Raw genomic sequence first — 17,016 nt, forward strand, 5'->3', positions numbered from 1 at the left:
AATATCCAGCACCGCCCTTTCATCAGAAGAAGTATTTAAAGCGAACGCGTGCGCCGTAACGGTCATCACTATCGTCGCCGTGTATCTTATCGCCGTCGCTATCCAGAATGGAGTAATACGTGCCGAGGTAAATATTAAAGTTCTCCATATCCATCACATTAGCGAACTGATAAGACGCATGAATGGTGTGAATGTTGTATGTTCCTTCATCATCAATCCAGCAATCGTTATCACAAACCACGCCACTAAATTCATCAATCTTATTATGTGCATAGATATAACCCAGCTCGAAACGTTTCCACAGCGCGTTAATCCCTGCCGTGAAATCTTTTTCATTATTAGCATCTAAATAGGCGGTATTAAGATTAACCACGATGCCATTTTCCGGATCGGTTTTCAGGCCATTCCAGGTCATACTCATGCCATAACCGGTACGATCGGACTGATCGACAAAATTACCCTTGCTATCGGTATAACCATAAGCATTATTTACCACATTCGCTTCCATCGCTGCGGAAACGGTGAATTCTTCCGTCGGCGACCAGGCAATTACCGGACGCAGATAAGCAACATTTTTCTGCTGTTCCATATCGCGTCCATGATAATTACCGTCGTTATATAAAGATGTTCCGTCTTCCAGTAACGTGTTTAATTCAAAATACCAGTTATCGAGTTGTTTGCTGACGAGGAAATTACCGCCAGCGTTAGAACGTCCGCGGCCCTCTTTCATCATATAGATATAACCGCTGCCATCGTCATAAAGATCGTTCGCAGTATTACCGGAATGTTCAACAAAGGTATCCTGATTCAGCGGGAACATATCGTAGGCTTCAAAACGGCCTACTTTGACCTTCCAGTCGTTTTCTTTGCCAAAGAAGAAAACCGCATCATCGATATTTACTGAACCGTGCATATCCCCCAGCGGTTGTGCGGAGAACCCAGCGAAATAGCCATTATCCAGTTTTCGCATACCATCAAAACCTAACAGAATACGACCATTGAGATTCCACTGTTCATTAGTGGGATCGCTATTCACATCAGCGTTGGTCATTGCCAGCAGGCCATGATTACTTTCCGCATCCATATTAAATTCTACGTCACCGTAGATTTTTAAATCGCCATACCCTGAAAGCAGGAGATTAGGCGGGGTGGCGTTTTTCTTCTCTGACTCCGTCGTTGATTGACCGTTTACCGGCGTGTTGCCCTGTGCGGTTTTAATTTCGCGGATCTCGGCGGCTTGTTGTGTCTGAAGCTGTTTAACCTGCCCCTCTGCTTTTGCTGCCCGCATTTCTGCCGCTTCCAGGCGTTCTTCCAGCAATGCCATGCGTTGTTCCAGCGTTAAATGCTGTGTTTTTGCCATACCGGTACTACATGCCAATAATAAACCGATGGCTAAAGATAATGTCGATTTTTTCATTATTTACGTTCCCTGAAATAAAGGAGACCCTACGCTTTCCAAAAGGAATACGTATATAGAGAAATATAAGGTGTGCACTTTCGAATTTTTAATCCAACTTCAGCAGGCCGATGGATAGTATCCCGCCGCATAATATGAGTAAATCCGCTGATTTCCTGGAACGTGAGGAATATAACAATAGTGCCGTTTTTAACTAAATATCGTAAAAAATATTAGATATGATTCACGCTGACTCATAAGCCACAAATATAAATAACGCTTAAACAAATTATCTGAGACATTTTAACATTCACAAAATCATTAAATAATGATACTTTATTCACAAAATTTATCCTTCACTCTGCTTTATATTGTTACGACTTCGTGACATATCCGTGCTCATCACAAACCCGCCCCGCGATTACAATTAACTGAAATATTTCATCGACCATTTCGTTGTAATCGCATAACGCTCGTGGAAATGAGTCTTCGGCCATCCAGCTTGAGTTTGCGTCCTGAAGTTGCTCTTTATCCCAGTCAGAGTACGGGACTTTATCTCTGATGCGGCGAACGTATTTTTTAGCCTCGAGTTGATACTGGCCTGCCGAATTAATAAACGAGAAATTCATGCCGCTTTTATCCGCTTCTTTGGCCTGCGCCACCAGCGTTTCCAGTTCAGACACTTTCTTCATTGCCGCTTCTGCATCAAACTTATCTTGCGATATCAGGTTATTAATTTGTTTCGCTGAAATCATGACTGCCAGAGAGTAGTAGTGGAATGTTTTCCCTTTCTCAAACGCATCGTCTTTATAATTTTCCTGGGTGTAATATTTATCCATTTCGTTAATGGTATTACCCAACGCTACGGCAGCATCAATATAACTCACCGCCACGCCATCAATAGGTTGCAGCGCAGGCGTTAACGCCACTACACGCGTTTTGTTTATAAAAAAATAACAAAATTCACGAAATGAATAAGTCCTGTAATTTAATATATATCGCAGGACTTATTTTAATTAATTGCTCAAACGCTGCGGATGGGTATAAACCGTTGCCCGACCCGGTTTACAAAAACCTACCAGTGTCAGATTACAGCACTCAGCCACTTCTACAGCAAGCGTGGTCGCGGCAGACACCGCAAACAAAATCTCTACGCCGCACATCGCCGACTTTTGCACCATTTCATAACTGGCACGGCTGGAAACCAGCACCGCACCTTGCTGCCAGCTTTCCCCTTCTTGTGACCGGCGGCCTAACAGTTTATCCAGCGCCACATGGCGACCCACGTCTTCATGCCCGCCGACCAGTTCGCCAGATGGCAACATCCAGGCGGCGGCGTGAGTACAACCGGTCAGTTGCCCCACTGGCTGAAAATCATTGAGATGACGTAATGCATCATCCAGTTTGTTGAGATCAAACGTCTGGGTGAACGGTAGCGGCTGCACCGGTTTTCCGATGTCATTAAGTTGCTCCACGCCGCACACGCCACATCCCGTACGTCCCGCCAGTGCCCGGCGACGCTCCTTCAACCCCATAAAGCGGCGGCTGGAAAGCTCAATTTGCACTTCCAGACCATTACAGGAAGGAACGACATCCATACCGAAGATATCGCGCGGACTTTCGATAATCCCCTCGGAAAGCGAAAAACCGAGCGCAAAGTACTCAAGGTCTTTGGGTGACGCCATCATCACTACATGCGAAATGCCGTTGTAGACCAGCGCAACGGGAACCTCTTCCGCCACCTCATCTAACCGTGGGTGTTGTAAATCATCACGCCGCCATAACTCAATTTGACGAACACCTGTGACACTTGTCACATTTTCGATTTCTTTTTGCTGTGTTTTTTTCACTTTCTCTTAACCAGATAAGAACACACACACCAACATTATGGTATTCTGTTACAAACCCTTCCTGGATGGAGGGAAATTGAGCCAATTCTGGACCTTTGCGGCCCCTTCCGCAAAGAAAAATAACTCCCACTCCCTGCACACGCAGCAAGCGAATGTAAATGGGACGTGACAATGTCGAAACAAGGAGCAATCCATGCAGGTCAGCAGAAGGCAGTTCTTTAAGATCTGCGCTGGCGGTATGGCAGGCACCACGGCAGCGGCACTGGGTTTTGCACCCAGCGTAGCACTCGCGGAAACCCGGCAGTATAAACTGCTGCGCACCCGCGAAACCCGTAATACCTGCACCTATTGTTCCGTAGGCTGTGGGCTGTTGATGTACAGCCTCGGTGACGGAGCAAAAAACGCCAAAGCATCTATCTTCCATATCGAAGGTGACCCGGATCACCCGGTCAACCGCGGAGCACTTTGTCCGAAAGGCGCTGGCCTGGTGGATTTCATCCACTCCGAAAGCCGCCTGAAGTTTCCGGAATACCGTGCGCCAGGTTCTGATAAATGGCAACAAATCAGTTGGGAAGAGGCGTTTGATCGCATCGCCAAACTGATGAAAGAAGACCGCGATGCGAACTACATTGCGCAAAACGCCGAAGGCGTGACTGTTAACCGCTGGCTCTCCACCGGGATGCTGTGTGCTTCCGCGTCGAGTAACGAAACCGGCTATTTAACGCAAAAATTCTCCCGCGCGCTGGGTATGCTCGCGGTCGACAACCAGGCGCGTGTCTGACACGGACCAACGGTAGCAAGTCTTGCTCCAACATTTGGTCGCGGTGCGATGACCAACCACTGGGTCGACATCAAGAATGCCAACCTCGTCGTGGTGATGGGCGGTAATGCCGCTGAAGCTCACCCGGTCGGGTTCCGCTGGGCGATGGAAGCCAAAATTCACAACGGCGCGAAGCTGATTGTGATCGATCCTCGCTTTACGCGTACGGCGGCGGTGGCTGACTACTATGCCCCTATTCGTTCCGGGACTGACATTGCTTTCCTGTCAGGCGTATTGCTGTACCTGCTGAACAATGAAAAATTCAACCGCGAATACACCGAAGCCTATACCAACGCTAGCCTGATCGTGCGTGAGGATTACGGCTTTGAAGATGGCCTGTTCACCGGCTACGACGCGGAAAAACGCAAGTACGATAAATCCAGCTGGACCTACGAGCTGGACGAAAACGGCTTCGCCAAACGCGATACCACGCTGCAACATCCGCGCTGCGTGTGGAACTTGCTGAAACAGCACGTTTCCCGTTATACGCCAGATGTGGTTGAAAACATCTGTGGTACGCCGAAAGACGCGTTCCTGAAAGTCTGCGAATACATCGCAGAGACCAGTGCTCACGATAAAACTGCCTCGTTCCTTTACGCGCTCGGCTGGACGCAACACTCCATTGGTGCGCAAAACATTCGTACGATGGCGATGATCCAGCTGCTGCTCGGCAACATGGGGATGGCAGGCGGCGGCGTTAACGCCCTGCGCGGTCACTCCAATATTCAGGGGCTGACCGACCTGGGGCTGCTGTCGCAGAGTCTGCCAGGTTACATGACGTTGCCAAGCGAGAAGCAGACCGATCTGCAAACTTACCTCGCTGCCAACACGCCAAAACCACTGCTGGAAGGCCAGGTCAACTACTGGGGCAACTACCCGAAATTCTTCGTCTCTATGATGAAGGCCTTCTTTGGTGATAAAGCGACGGCGGAAAATAGCTGGGGCTTTGACTGGTTGCCGAAGTGGGATAAAGGCTACGACGTCCTGCAATACTTCGAGATGATGAAAGAGGGCAAGGTCAATGGCTATATCTGCCAGGGCTTTAACCCTGTTGCCTCATTCCCGAACAAAAACAAAGTGATCGGCTGTCTGTCGAAGCTGAAATTCCTCGTGACTATCGACCCGCTGAACACTGAAACCTCTAACTTCTGGCAGAACCACGGTGAGCTGAACGAAGTTGACTCGTCGAAGATCCAGACCGAAGTGTTCCGTCTACCATCGACCTGCTTCGCGGAAGAGAACGGTTCTATCGTTAACTCAGGTCGCTGGTTACAGTGGCACTGGAAAGGTGCGGACGCCCCGGGGATTGCGCTGACTGATGGCGAGATCCTCTCCGGTATCTTCCTGCGCTTGCGCAAGATGTATGCCGAACAGGGTGGCGCGAACCCGGACCAGGTGCTGAACATGACCTGGAACTACGCCATTCCGCATGAGCCATCTTCAGAAGAAGTGGCAATGGAGAGCAACGGCAAAGCGCTGGCCGATATTACCGACCCGGCAACCGGTGCGGTTATCGTCAAGAAAGGCCAACAACTTAGCTCGTTCGCCCAACTGCGCGATGACGGCACAACCTCCTGTGGCTGCTGGATTTTCGCCGGTAGCTGGACGCCGGAAGGCAACCAGATGGCGCGTCGTGATAACGCCGATCCGTCTGGCCTCGGTAACACGCTGGGCTGGGCATGGGCATGGCCGCTTAACCGCCGCATTCTGTATAACCGCGCCTCCGCAGATCCGCAGGGTAACCCGTGGGATCCGAAGCGTCAGTTGCTGAAATGGGACGGCACTAAGTGGACCGGCTGGGATATTCCGGATTACAGCGCAGCGCCTCCGGGCAGCGGCGTAGGGCCGTTTATCATGCAGCAGGAAGGCATGGGACGTCTGTTTGCCCTCGATAAGATGGCGGAAGGTCCGTTCCCGGAACACTACGAGCCGTTTGAAACGCCGCTGGGAACTAACCCGCTGCATCCAAACGTTATCTCGAATCCGGCGGCGCGTATCTTTAAAGACGATGCCGAAGCATTAGGTAAAGCCGATAAGTTCCCGTATGTCGGAACCACCTATCGTCTGACCGAGCACTTCCACTACTGGACCAAACACGCGCTGTTGAACGCGATTTTGCAACCAGAGCAGTTTGTGGAAATCGGGGAGTCGCTGGCGAATAAACTTGGCATTGCCCAAGGCGATACTGTGAAAGTCTCCTCCAACCGTGGCTATATCAAAGCCAAAGCGGTAGTGACCAAACGTATTCGCACGCTGAAAGCAAACGGCAAAGATATCGATACCATCGGTATTCCGATTCACTGGGGCTATGAAGGTGTTGCGAAAAAAGGCTTTATTGCCAATACGTTGACGCCATTCGTCGGTGATGCGAACACGCAGACGCCGGAGTTTAAGTCCTTCCTTGTGAATGTGGAAAAGGTGTAACGGAGACGACATATGGCTTATCAATCGCAAGATATCATTCGTCGTTCCGCGACTAACGGTCTGACCCCCGCGCCTCAGGCGCGGGACTTCCAGGAAGAAGTGGCGAAACTCATCGACGTCACCACCTGTATCGGCTGTAAAGCCTGTCAGGTGGCGTGTTCAGAGTGGAACGACATTCGCGATACCGTCGGCAATAACATTGGGGTGTACGACAACCCCAATGATTTAAGTGCCAAATCGTGGACGGTGATGCGATTCTCGGAAGTGGAGCAGAACGACAAACTGGAATGGCTGATCCGCAAAGACGGCTGTATGCACTGTTCCGATCCAGGCTGCCTGAAAGCGTGCCCGGCGGAAGGGGCAATTATTCAGTATGCCAACGGTATCGTCGACTTCCAGTCCGAGCAGTGCATCGGCTGCGGTTATTGCATTGCGGGCTGTCCGTTCGACATTCCGCGCCTCAACCCGGAAGACAACCGCGTCTACAAATGTACGCTGTGCGTTGACCGCGTGGTGGTTGGGCAAGAACCGGCCTGCGTGAAGACCTGCCCAACGGGCGCGATTCACTTCGGTACGAAAGAGTCGATGAAAACGCTGGCGAGCGAGCGCGTGGCGGAGCTGAAAACCCGTGGTTACGACAATGCGGGTTTGTACGACCCGGCAGGCGTCGGTGGTACACATGTTATGTACGTGCTGCACCATGCTGACAAGCCAAATCTGTATCATGGCTTGCCGGAGAACCCGGAAATCAGCGAAACCGTGAAATTCTGGAAAGGCATCTGGAAACCGCTCGCAGCTGTTGGCTTTGCGGCTACCTTCGCAGCCAGTATCTTCCACTACGTGGGTGTCGGTCCGAACCGTGCGGATGAGGAAGAGAATAATCTGCACGAAGAGAAAGACGAGGAGCGCAAATGAAACGACGTGACACCATCGTGCGCTACACCGCGCCGGAACGTATCAACCACTGGATCACCGCCTTCTGCTTCATCCTGGCGGCGGTGAGCGGGCTGGGCTTTTTGTTCCCGTCCTTCAACTGGTTGATGCAAATCATGGGCACACCGCAGCTGGCGCGAATTCTGCACCCGTTTGTCGGCGTGGTTATGTTTGCCTCGTTCATCATCATGTTTTTCCGTTACTGGCATCACAACCTAATCAATCGGGATGATATCTTTTGGGCGAAGAATATTCGTAAGATCGTCGTCAACGAGGAAGTAGGTGACACCGGGCGTTATAACTTCGGTCAGAAATGCGTTTTCTGGGCGGCGATTATTTTCCTGGTCCTGTTGCTGGTGAGCGGCGTGATTATCTGGCGTCCTTATTTTGCGCCTGCTTTCTCAATCCCGGTGATCCGATTCGCGTTAATGCTGCATTCATTTGCCGCAGTGGCGTTAATTGTGGTTATCATGGTGCATATCTACGCCGCCCTTTGGGTGAAAGGCACGATTACCGCCATGGTGGAAGGATGGGTGACCAGCGCATGGGCAAAGAAACATCACCCGCGCTGGTACCGTGAGGTCCGCAAGACAACGGAAAAGAAAGCTGAATGAGTATTCGCATAATCCCGCAAGATGAGCTGGGTTCGAGCGAGAAACGTACGGCGGATATGATTCCGCCGTTATTGTTCCCTCGGCTCAAGAATTTATACAACCGCCGCGCCGAGCGTCTGCGCGAGCTGGCAGAAAATAATCCGCTGGGTGATTACCTGCGCTTTGCTGCGCTTATCGCCCACGCCCAGGAAGTGGTGCTGTACGACCATCCGCTGGAGATGGATCTGACCACGCGCATTAAAGAAGCCAGCGCACAAGGCAAGCCCCCGCTGGATATTCACGTTCTGCCGCGTGATAAGCACTGGCAAAAGCTGCTGATGGCGCTGATTGCTGAGCTGAAACCTGAAATGAGCGGCCCGGCGCTGGCAGTGATTGAGAATCTGGAGAAGGCATCGACTCAGGAGCTGGAAGATATGGCCAGCGCACTGTTTGCCTCTGATTTCTCGTCCGTCAGCAGCGATAAAGCGCCGTTTATCTGGGCTGCGCTGTCGCTCTACTGGGCGCAGATGGCTAATCTGATCCCCGGCAAAGCCCGCGCTGAATACGGCGAACAACGTCAATATTGCCCGGTATGTGGCTCTATGCCGGTGTCCAGCATGGTGCAAATTGGCACCACTCAGGGTCTGCGTTACCTGCACTGCAACCTGTGTGAAACTGAATGGCACGTAGTGCGCGTAAAATGCAGCAACTGTGAACAAAGCGGCAAACTGCATTACTGGTCGCTGGATGACGAACAGGCCGCGATTAAAGCCGAAAGCTGCGATGACTGCGGCACTTACCTGAAGATTCTTTATCAGGAAAAAGAACCGAAAGTTGAAGCCGTGGCAGATGACCTCGCCTCTCTGGTACTGGACGCGCGAATGGAGCAAGAAGGCTATGCCCGTAGTTCCATTAACCCGTTCCTGTTTCCGGGTGAAGGGGAGTAATCTCTGACGTTTTCCGGGTGGCGCTGGTCGCCCGGATTACAGCTCATAGGGTGTGACGACACCTGCTATTCCCGCAAAATCTCTCGTATTTCGCGAGGCGTTTTCCAGATATGATGTAACAGTTGCAGTTATTATAAGTTCAAGTAAAACAGCCTTGTATTAATACCAGAATAAGGGCATCTGGTTTTTTATATTCATGAATAAAAAAACTTTTGTCATTCCTTATGCTGCTTACATAGTTCTTCAACACCAACTGCCTCGTCCCTTTGCCTGCCGCCTTTTGCCTTACGCACCGGAAATTGCTGCCGCTCCAGATATTGCTCTACCGCTTCGCGTAAAATTGCAGAGCGCGAAACCTTACGCCATCCCCGAAGCTTGTTCAGCCGTTTAATTGCCTCTTCTGATAAATGAAGAAAAACCGTATTCATCGCCATTACCACCACCTTACATATATTACTCATTAATGTATGTGCGAAAATTACGCCGGAAAGTTAATTAACGAAAGCGGATTTTTTCATATTGTTTTGTTTTTGCGAGACGGCATCCAAAGATAATGTAACAGTTTCAGTTATTTCAATTGTTACTCAAAAATGGTTTATTACTTTTAATTAAGCGGGGGCACATCTACAGAAAAGAAACAACAAATAATAAGGATGAATTATGGATGCTATAAATATTTTATATTCAAGAATATTTTTTGATTGGGTCTTCATTTGCTTCATCAGGATGGTGTACCCGAAAAAGTCAGCAGCTTTACCGCACCAGGGTTTAAGGTGAAATCTACCATTCATAACGACCGGTCAGTGCCGCACCAACCGGTCTTTAATTGTTAGTAGTAGTAAATTTGTGGATAACAGTCCGGGAACCAGACGATTCCTTCCGGATCATCCCCCTGCATTACCCGATGACATTGGCGTCGATCATCTGCGCGACGGCGAAGCGTAGTATAGAGCCGCTTCCATTCATGATCGCCCGGTGTACTGTAGTTTACCCAACAATCCATTGAAGGGTGACGCCATTTACCTGTAAGTGTTGGGATCCCTGAATGCTTATGCGGCTTCGCTTTACCATTACGATCCCTATCTTTACGCGTATTAAACGTGGACATTTTTAGTCTCCTGTTAAGAGTTCTAAAAATGTGCTTCCTTAAAATAGTTCATCATTTTCCCTTAATTCGCATAGCGTGCTTTTGCACGAATTTCCGATACGCGGGGACCATTATGATAGCGTCGATGCCCACACATCCAACAAGAACAAATACAGGGAGTACGAAAGCAAATACCTGATGCTTTTTTGCTTCCATCGCCTGCAGTGCGATAACGACAGCGGATTTTTTTTAATCGCACCATATGATGGCGACGTTCAGCACGATTACGGGTCATAGCAAAACTCCTGAGCAGGCGGCACTATGCCGCTTTCATAGGAGTTCTGAATGCTGGTGCTTTCTGTATGGCATAACCATGCCTCTAACGGTTAAGTGCTTGCAGCACATGTTGCGGATCATTGGCAATCGCTCGCAGCAAAGCCTTTGCAGGCCCGGTCGGTGAACGTCGCCCCTGCTCCCAGTTACGCAACGTGTCTACGCTTACGGAAATAAGATCGGCAAATTTAGATTGTGACAACCCTGAAGCGCGGCGTATTTCTTTGATTTTCATAGCATCAACTTCAAAAGTACGTGAAGGCTGTCGCGTTCCTTCAATAATTTCATTCATCTGGGCCATGCTGTGAGTCAACCGCTCAAAAAGTGCCTTATCCATTTACCACCTCGTATTTAACAACCGGAGCATTGCTTTTTCCTGGGGAGACAGATCATCTTTAATACCCTTACGATAAATAAGCAGTAATCTGATCTCATAATGTTTAACCTGATGAAAGTAAATAACCCTGACACCAGCACGTTTCCCCTTTCCTCCTGAGACCCATCGAACCTTTCTTAACCCACCAGTTTCAGGTATTACCTCACCATAGTCAGGATTCAAGGCCAGGAAAAACTGAAAACGACTGAATTCATCGTCGTTCAGCAGTTTTTGAACATCTTCAGTAAAAATTTCCGTTTCGATGAAGAGCATAATTATACACCATTGGCTTAGAGTAACAATCCTTTTTGTACGTCATTGACGTACCATTGAAACCACTAGCTTACTGATAGTGCTCCAGCAAAACCACGTCTCTGCCGGGTTTGTCTTTACATTTGCGAGGTGCTTTCCAGATTTTTCACGCCCGTGAATTTCCCTGTATCCATCCAGCAAAAACGGGTGTATAAAACTGTACATTCATACAGCAAAATGAGTTCTACTATGGCACTGGAAAAAGGAATTGCAGAGTTAGTCGAAGAGTTTATCGCTGCGGGTCGCCCCTCATCGCGCCAACAAAGTATTACGCAGCGCAGAGAGGGCTATATCGCCAGCGCTGTCCTTGCGGGTGAGACAGAAACGCGGGTAGATATTCAGACTATCGAACTTGAAGGGATGACCTTACGAATAGTGTCACCGCTGAATGCCCCGACATTACTCCCGACGATAATTTATTACTACGGTGGCTGTTTTGTTAGCGGCGGGTTCGCAACTCACGACAACCAGCTGCGCCAGTTAGCCTATTACGGGCAATGTCGGATTATTGCCGTCCAGTATCGGCTGGCACCGGAACATACTTTCCCCGCCGCCCATGATGATGCACAACGAGGTGCAGAATTAGTCCGGCAACACGCCGAACAACTCGGCGTTGATAAACAACGAATAACTCTTGCCGGTGACAGTGCGGGAGGGCATCTGGCGCTGGTAACTGCTTTGCGATTGAAGCGTGCTGGCGAGTGGCAACCAGCACAACTCATCTTAATTTATCCTATGCTTGATGCGACTGCGCATTTCGAAAGCTACATACGCAATGGTCACGATTACATCATCACACGCGACACTTTACTGAGCGGCTTTGAGATGTACCTGCCAGGCATTGAACGCAGGCATCCTGAAGCCAGCCCTATTTGGCGCAATGATTTCAATGGCTTGCCACCTGTACATATCATTACCGCTGAATACGACCCACTTTGCGATGAAGGTGAAGCGTTGTATCACCGCATGACAGGGCAAGGAGTGCAATGCACCTGCCAACGCTACCTTGGCGTTATCCACGGATTTTTTCAGTTAGGTGGTATCAGTGAGGCTGCGCGATCGGCGCTACGGGATGTTGCCTGGAGAGCGGGAAGGTAACTCCGGACCAGGGCCCAGAAAAGGTTTTCAGATTGAAAACCTTTTCAGTCAAGTAAAACGCCCCTACTCTTCTTCGTTTCCGCCCTCTTCATACGGACCAAATGGCTTCGCGGGCAGAACGATATACGTGCCTTCAAACACTGCACCCGGCGTCTCGTCGCCAAAGATTTCTACTTGCATCTGCACCCGTGCTTTTCGTCCGCGCGCCAGACGGTCGAGATCGCCACTTAAGGCACCAAGGTCGGCTACCGCATGGGGTTTTCCGCTAATCGGTTTGCTATAGCGGATATGCGCATCCGCCAGAATAATCGTTCCGCCGAGGTGGCGTTCGCGCAGCATCAGCCAGATAAGCCCCCAACCAGTGAGCGTTGCCAGCGAGAATAAACTCCCGGCAAACAGCGTGTGATGCGGATTCTGATTGCCTGTTTCCGGCATGGTGGTGATAAATTTTTGCCCGGTATATTGCTGAATGCGCACGCCCATTTTTTCGCTTAGCGGGATATGTTCGTACCACGCCTGTTGCAGCTGCGCGCACCAGTCGCCGCGATGCAAAATATCATCCAGAGTGGCGACAGGTTTAATCATCAAAAAATGGCGAATCGGCGTGGTGGTTGGCGTGGTGATTTCTCCCTGATTAACAAACCCCAGCTTGGCGAAAAACTCCACCGCGTCTTCACGGGCGCTACAGGTCACGCGCTTAACGCCTTCCTGACGCGCCACCGACTCCAGAGTCATCGCCATCAGCGTGCCTAACCCTTTGTCCTGCACGTCGGGATGAACGGCCATAAAACGGATGGACGCTTCGTTATCGGCATTAATATACAGCCGCCCTACTGCCACCAGATTACCCTGCTCGTCGACGACCATCTGGTGATGCGCCATCGCATCCCACGCGTCGCGTTCCGAACCTTTCGGTTGATGCAGGGGTTTACGCAACATCTCCCAGCGGAACTGATAGTAGCGCTCTAATTCTTCTTCTGTTTGTGGAACCCGAAGGTGATACATAGCGATACTCTCTCTTGTTTCCCGTGACACACCTGGAAGCTGGCTCATACCTGCAACCAGAATGTCACGGGGCCATCATTGACCAGCGATACCTGCATATCCGCAGCGAAGCGCCCTGTTTGCGTGTTCATCTCCTGCTGACGGCAGCGTTCGACGAAATAGTCATATAACGCCTCTGCGCGATCCGGTGATGCGCCTTTTGAGAAGCTTGGGCGCATCCCCCGTTCGGTATCTGCGGCGAGGGTAAACTGGGAAACCACCAGCACACTGCCGCCCGCCTGTTGCACGTTGAGATTCATCTTGCCATCGGCATCGCTGAAGATGCGATAGCCAAGCACACGCTCGCACAGACGGTTTGCTTTCTGTTCGTCGTCATCCTTTTCGACACCCAATAACACCAAAAGTCCCGCGCCAATTTCGCCCGTCACTTCTCCCTCCACGGTGACGCTGGCACGGGTTACGCGTTGAATTAATGCAATCATGGTTCGTCGTCTTCTTCTTGTTCAGCAGCTTGTTTTAATTTTCGGTATTCCCCGAGAGTGACAGTAATTTCCGCGCCAAGCAAGACGATACACCATGTCCAGTAGACCCAAACAAAGAGAATGGGGATCACCGCCAGCACACCGTAAATGAGCTGATATGATGGGAACATGGTGATATAAAGCGCGAAACCTTTCTTTCCTGCTTCGAACAGGAGCGCGGCGACAAACGCGCCGACAATCGCGTCGCGGTTAGGTACACGGATGGTAGGAACGATGCTGTACAGCAGCCAGAAAGAGATCCACGACAACAGCAGCGGAAAAATACGCAACACATTATCGATGACAGTATTGAGATCGCTCGCCCAGCGCAGAGAGAGCAGATAGGAGCTGATCGCCAGACTGGCCCCTGCCAACAGCGGCCCCAGCGTTAAAATCATCCAGTACACGGCAAACGAGTAAATTTTGGGTCGCGCTCGTTTACTGCGCCAGATGGTATTCAACGCGCTATCGATGGAGTACATCAACAATAACGCCGTGACGATCAGCCCGCACGCCCCGACGGCGGTCATTTTGTTGGAATTGGCGACAAACTGTTCGATATATCGCTGGATAACATCGCCAGTAGCAGGCAGAAAGTTGGCAAAAATAAAGTGACGCAACTGAATGCTGACGTCGGAAAACATGGGAAAAGCGGCGAAAAGCGCAAAAACAACGGCAACCAGCGGCACTAATGAGAGCAACGACACATAGGCAAGGTTACCTGCCAGGGTTGTCATGTTGTCCTCATCAATGCGTTGCCAGAGTAGTTTTAGCCAGGCCCATAGTGGACGGGTACGATGCCTGGCTTTGTCCTGAATGGTTTTTAGCATAACACCTTCGCGAAATAGTCCGGGATGGTGGTTTTATCTTTCACCAGAATACTAGTAATGCCTAGCTGATTAGCTCCTTCTATATTATCGGCGTTATCGTCGAAAAAGACCGTATCGTCTGGTGAAAAACCTTCTGCCTGCAAAACATGCTGATAAATTCGTGCTTCAGGTTTGCGCATACCCAAGTCTTGCGACAGATAGATATGGTCAGCAGCATCACGGATTTCCGGGTATTCCTCCGGCCAGAAGGTAGTATGCAGGCGGTTAGTATTGGAAAGCACCACCACGCGATGCCCCTGCTCACGCAGTTTATGCATGATGGCGATCACTTCCGGGCGCAGCGCGACAAACACCGCCTGCCAGCCGTGAGAGAACTGCTCGTAGCTTAGCGGTAGAGCCATCTCATGACACAGCGCCTCTGCGAACGCTTCGTCGCTAATTTCCCCACGCTCATGCTGATGAAACGCCTCGCCCATGTGGAAACTCTTCTTAAGCGTAGCCAGTGGAACACGCGTTAAATCGCTCCAGGCTCCCAGCACACGGTTAAAGTCGATATCGACAATCACATTACCTAAATCAAAGATATAGAGCATTTTTGCCTCCTTTCGCGCCACAAGAAATTAACTGTAGCGGGAAAGGATGGGTTTGGCTATGTGGTCAGGTATGAAGCCAGGTCAACGGTCACAAAATTCTACGCGTCTTCCTGGGGAAGGATGATTTCAATTTGGCTGTCTTGTAAGCGTGATTTTAGCGCAGCGGGCGGCAGCTCGTCGGTAAAGAGCGCAGTGACCTGTGCCACATTACCAATTTCAACCGCCGCCGAAGCATGATACTTAGTGTGATCGGCGACCAGCAGAATATTTCTCGCGTGCGCCATCATCGTTTTCACCACGTTAGCTTCGTTAACATCAAACTCCATCAACGCGCCATCGCTCTCAATTGCGCCTACACTTGTTACCAGATAATCGGCGCGAAAATCGGCCACAAAGGACGCCGCTGAAGGGCCAATGATCCCACTGTTATGGGAACGCAGCGTTCCGCCAGGCACCATCACTTCAAAGCGCGGGTTGTGGTAAAGAATATGCGCCACACGCAGGCTGTTGGTGATTATCCGCAAATGGTTATGGTTAAGTAACGCCCGGGCAACATGCTCAACGGTCGTACCAATGGTGATAAATATTGTTGAACCATCAGGAATATAATCTGCCACCGCTTCGGCAATCGCTTTTTTTTCTTCGGTTTGCGAAACCTCACGCTGCTCGAACGCCGTATTAACGACGCTGGAAGCCCGACCCGCGCCACCGTGATGGCGCGTAATCAGTCCTTGCTCGCTTAATTTACGAATATCCCGGCGGACCGTCTGCGTGGAGACATCCAGCAGATTTGCCAGCTCATCAATATTCATATACCCACGCTCGGCGATCAGCATGAGGAGTTGGTCGTGCCGCGGGTTACCGGTTAGTTCGGTAAGGCTCATGAAAATTCCTCGAAAAACCATCACCCTGGCATTTTATACAAAAAGTGACAAAAAAGATCGGGTTTGATCACAGTCAGGGATCCCAGCTCGTCCACCGGGACGTGTGCATTTTAACGCCGCTACACCGCTGGCGAAGCGGACTGACTCCGCTAAATCCCCACCTGTGGCCAGCGCCACCGCCAAAGCGCCGTGAAAAACATCACCCGCTCCTGTGGTATCTACCACATCAACTTTGAAGGCCGGTTGATGTTGACGCCCGCCATTTTCCAGCCAGTCGCAGCCTGCGCTGCCCTGGGTCACATAGACATGACCATTTGTGAGCGTTTGTGCCTGTTTTAGCGCACTGGCCATCTCTTTCACCCCCGTTAAGCGCGCCAGACCCGGTTCTGAAAAGGCCGCATGATCGCTTAATGCCACCAGCTCACTGATATCCTGCGGCGTAATGTCCCCGTCCAAAACAGTCATCACGCCCGCCTGCCGGGCCAGGGTGAAGGCTTTTTTAGCACCTTCGTGCCAGCGTACATCCGCCAGCACAACATCCCACTGAGAGAAATCAATTTCCTCCAACCACTCTGCGTCAGGCAGCAAGTCCGGGCTGGGGTAGTTAATGATTATCCGCTCGCCTTTGGTATCCACCATGATGGCGGATTGCGAAGATTTCGCCTCGTTATACCGTTTGGTATAACGGGTGTTAACGCCCCAGGATTCCAGCTCTGCCAGCAGGCTGTTGCCTGTGTCGTCGTCACCGACGCGACCAATAAAATCGACCTGCGCACCTAGTCTGGCCGCCGCAACTGCTGCTGTAGCCGCTGGCCCGCCGCCAACTTCCGTATAATTTTTCGCCACGTATTTACCGCTCTCCGTCGGCAATCCTTCCACGTAATAGATGCGATCCATCACGGTAATTCCTACACAAGCAACACGAATCATGGTCATTCCTTAAGCATTTTGGGATGCGTTCATTTTAATTTCACCAATTGTTTAAAAAGTGACGGCTGTCAATTTTTTGACGAT

17 protein-coding genes and 1 pseudogene are annotated in these 17,016 nt (G+C 50.5%); 5 read left to right on the forward strand and 13 right to left on the reverse strand.

What is annotated here, in order from left to right:
* Positions 1 to 22 precede the first annotated feature (22 nt).
* The 3 genes and pseudogenes from C4F37_RS15760 to fdhD form a co-directional block, all read right to left on the reverse strand.
* Complete coding sequence (locus tag C4F37_RS15760) at positions 23 to 1,417, reverse strand: carbohydrate porin (RefSeq protein WP_000749934.1); 1,395 nt, start codon at positions 1,415 to 1,417, stop codon at positions 23 to 25.
* 353 nt (positions 1,418 to 1,770) lie between these two features.
* A pseudogene (locus C4F37_RS15765) lies at positions 1,771 to 2,325 on the reverse strand (DUF3829 domain-containing protein); the annotation flags it as partial.
* A gap of 87 nt (positions 2,326 to 2,412) precedes the next feature.
* Entirely contained in the window at positions 2,413 to 3,246 is an 834-nt protein-coding gene (gene fdhD / locus C4F37_RS15770; protein ID WP_001774093.1) for a formate dehydrogenase accessory sulfurtransferase FdhD, read from the reverse strand.
* 193 nt (positions 3,247 to 3,439) lie between these two features.
* Between fdhD and fdnG the strand changes: the two genes are divergently transcribed.
* From fdnG to fdhE, 4 genes are read left to right on the forward strand one after another with little or no spacing between them, the layout of a single operon-like run.
* Positions 3,440 to 6,490 carry a formate dehydrogenase-N subunit alpha gene (gene fdnG, locus C4F37_RS15785; RefSeq protein ID WP_012602895.1) on the forward strand — a complete coding sequence of 1,017 codons (3,051 nt, stop codon included), beginning with the start codon at positions 3,440 to 3,442 and terminating at the stop codon, positions 6,488 to 6,490.
* Between the two features lie 12 nt (positions 6,491 to 6,502).
* Positions 6,503 to 7,405, forward strand: coding sequence for a formate dehydrogenase O subunit beta (gene fdoH, locus C4F37_RS15790; protein WP_000331377.1), 903 nt, complete (start codon positions 6,503 to 6,505; stop codon positions 7,403 to 7,405).
* The gene (gene fdoI / locus C4F37_RS15795) at positions 7,402 to 8,037 is read left to right on the forward strand and encodes a formate dehydrogenase cytochrome b556 subunit (RefSeq protein WP_000829013.1); all 636 of its coding nucleotides are present in this window, start codon (positions 7,402 to 7,404) and stop codon (positions 8,035 to 8,037) included. The genes fdoH and fdoI overlap by 4 nt, the downstream gene beginning before the upstream one ends.
* Entirely contained in the window at positions 8,034 to 8,963 is a 930-nt protein-coding gene (fdhE, locus tag C4F37_RS15800) for a formate dehydrogenase accessory protein FdhE (protein ID WP_000027720.1), read from the forward strand. Before fdoI ends, fdhE begins: the two co-directional genes overlap by 4 nt.
* A 215-nt stretch (positions 8,964 to 9,178) precedes the next feature.
* Here the strand turns inward: fdhE and C4F37_RS15805 are convergent, their stop codons facing one another.
* The 4 genes from C4F37_RS15805 to C4F37_RS15830 form a co-directional block, all read right to left on the reverse strand.
* Complete coding sequence (locus C4F37_RS15805) at positions 9,179 to 9,397, reverse strand: CopG family transcriptional regulator (RefSeq protein ID WP_001314326.1); 219 nt, start codon at positions 9,395 to 9,397, stop codon at positions 9,179 to 9,181.
* Between the two features lie 395 nt (positions 9,398 to 9,792).
* Positions 9,793 to 10,071: a hypothetical protein gene (locus C4F37_RS15815; protein ID WP_001296612.1), complete on the reverse strand. Its 279-nt coding sequence runs from the start codon at positions 10,069 to 10,071 to the stop codon at positions 9,793 to 9,795.
* A 358-nt stretch (positions 10,072 to 10,429) separates the two neighbouring features.
* Entirely contained in the window at positions 10,430 to 10,720 is a 291-nt protein-coding gene (gene nadS, locus C4F37_RS15825) for a NadS family protein (protein WP_000356397.1), read from the reverse strand.
* The gene (locus tag C4F37_RS15830) at positions 10,721 to 11,032 is read right to left on the reverse strand and encodes a hypothetical protein (protein WP_000897302.1); all 312 of its coding nucleotides are present in this window, start codon (positions 11,030 to 11,032) and stop codon (positions 10,721 to 10,723) included.
* Positions 11,033 to 11,260: 228 nt separating this feature from the next.
* Between C4F37_RS15830 and C4F37_RS15835 the strand changes: the two genes are divergently transcribed.
* Positions 11,261 to 12,169 (forward strand): alpha/beta hydrolase, encoded by a 909-nt coding sequence (locus tag C4F37_RS15835; protein ID WP_001774092.1) that lies wholly within the window; start codon positions 11,261 to 11,263, stop codon positions 12,167 to 12,169.
* A 63-nt stretch (positions 12,170 to 12,232) separates the two neighbouring features.
* Here C4F37_RS15835 and fabY read toward each other — a convergent pair whose 3' ends face one another.
* The 6 genes from fabY to yihV all read right to left on the reverse strand — a co-directional run bounded on the left by fabY (position 12,233) and on the right by yihV (position 16,932).
* The gene (fabY, locus tag C4F37_RS15840) at positions 12,233 to 13,174 is read right to left on the reverse strand and encodes a fatty acid biosynthesis protein FabY (RefSeq protein ID WP_001297068.1); all 942 of its coding nucleotides are present in this window, start codon (positions 13,172 to 13,174) and stop codon (positions 12,233 to 12,235) included.
* Positions 13,175 to 13,218: 44 nt separating this feature from the next.
* Positions 13,219 to 13,656, reverse strand: a complete 438-nt coding sequence (dtd, locus tag C4F37_RS15845; RefSeq protein WP_000560978.1) for a D-aminoacyl-tRNA deacylase — start codon at positions 13,654 to 13,656, stop codon at positions 13,219 to 13,221.
* The gene (locus C4F37_RS15850) at positions 13,653 to 14,525 is read right to left on the reverse strand and encodes a virulence factor BrkB family protein (RefSeq protein WP_000920762.1); all 873 of its coding nucleotides are present in this window, start codon (positions 14,523 to 14,525) and stop codon (positions 13,653 to 13,655) included. Before C4F37_RS15850 ends, dtd begins: the two co-directional genes overlap by 4 nt.
* Positions 14,519 to 15,118, reverse strand: a complete 600-nt coding sequence (yihX, locus tag C4F37_RS15855) for a glucose-1-phosphatase (RefSeq protein WP_001314324.1) — start codon at positions 15,116 to 15,118, stop codon at positions 14,519 to 14,521. The genes C4F37_RS15850 and yihX overlap by 7 nt, the downstream gene beginning before the upstream one ends.
* Before the next feature lie 98 nt (positions 15,119 to 15,216).
* The gene (locus tag C4F37_RS15860; RefSeq protein ID WP_000059678.1) at positions 15,217 to 16,002 is read right to left on the reverse strand and encodes a DeoR/GlpR family DNA-binding transcription regulator; all 786 of its coding nucleotides are present in this window, start codon (positions 16,000 to 16,002) and stop codon (positions 15,217 to 15,219) included.
* Positions 16,003 to 16,035: 33 nt separating this feature from the next.
* Positions 16,036 to 16,932 carry a sulfofructose kinase gene (yihV, locus tag C4F37_RS15865; RefSeq protein WP_000621622.1) on the reverse strand — a complete coding sequence of 299 codons (897 nt, stop codon included), beginning with the start codon at positions 16,930 to 16,932 and terminating at the stop codon, positions 16,036 to 16,038.
* Positions 16,933 to 17,016: the final 84 nt, after the last annotated feature.

It is taken from the genome of Escherichia sp. R1 (genome assembly GCF_003000935.1).
Taxonomy (GTDB): domain Bacteria; phylum Pseudomonadota; class Gammaproteobacteria; order Enterobacterales; family Enterobacteriaceae; genus Escherichia; species Escherichia coli.

Coding starts and splice junctions, on each gene's coding strand:
- C4F37_RS15760 (WP_000749934.1), bottom strand. CDS start 1,417: ATGAAAAAATCGACATTATCTTTAGCCATCGGTTTATTATTGGCATGT.
- fdoH (WP_000331377.1), top strand. CDS start 6,503: ATGGCTTATCAATCGCAAGATATCATTCGTCGTTCCGCGACTAACGGT.
- fdoI (WP_000829013.1), top strand. CDS start 7,402: ATGAAACGACGTGACACCATCGTGCGCTACACCGCGCCGGAACGTATC.
- fdhE (WP_000027720.1), top strand. CDS start 8,034: ATGAGTATTCGCATAATCCCGCAAGATGAGCTGGGTTCGAGCGAGAAA.
- C4F37_RS15805 (WP_001314326.1), bottom strand. CDS start 9,397: ATGGCGATGAATACGGTTTTTCTTCATTTATCAGAAGAGGCAATTAAA.
- C4F37_RS15815 (WP_001296612.1), bottom strand. CDS start 10,071: ATGTCCACGTTTAATACGCGTAAAGATAGGGATCGTAATGGTAAAGCG.
- nadS (WP_000356397.1), bottom strand. CDS start 10,720: ATGGATAAGGCACTTTTTGAGCGGTTGACTCACAGCATGGCCCAGATG.
- C4F37_RS15830 (WP_000897302.1), bottom strand. CDS start 11,032: ATGCTCTTCATCGAAACGGAAATTTTTACTGAAGATGTTCAAAAACTG.
- C4F37_RS15835 (WP_001774092.1), top strand. CDS start 11,261: ATGGCACTGGAAAAAGGAATTGCAGAGTTAGTCGAAGAGTTTATCGCT.
- fabY (WP_001297068.1), bottom strand. CDS start 13,174: ATGTATCACCTTCGGGTTCCACAAACAGAAGAAGAATTAGAGCGCTAC.
- dtd (WP_000560978.1), bottom strand. CDS start 13,656: ATGATTGCATTAATTCAACGCGTAACCCGTGCCAGCGTCACCGTGGAG.
- C4F37_RS15850 (WP_000920762.1), bottom strand. CDS start 14,525: ATGCTAAAAACCATTCAGGACAAAGCCAGGCATCGTACCCGTCCACTA.
- yihX (WP_001314324.1), bottom strand. CDS start 15,118: ATGCTCTATATCTTTGATTTAGGTAATGTGATTGTCGATATCGACTTT.
- C4F37_RS15860 (WP_000059678.1), bottom strand. CDS start 16,002: ATGAGCCTTACCGAACTAACCGGTAACCCGCGGCACGACCAACTCCTC.
- yihV (WP_000621622.1), bottom strand. CDS start 16,932: ATGATTCGTGTTGCTTGTGTAGGAATTACCGTGATGGATCGCATCTAT.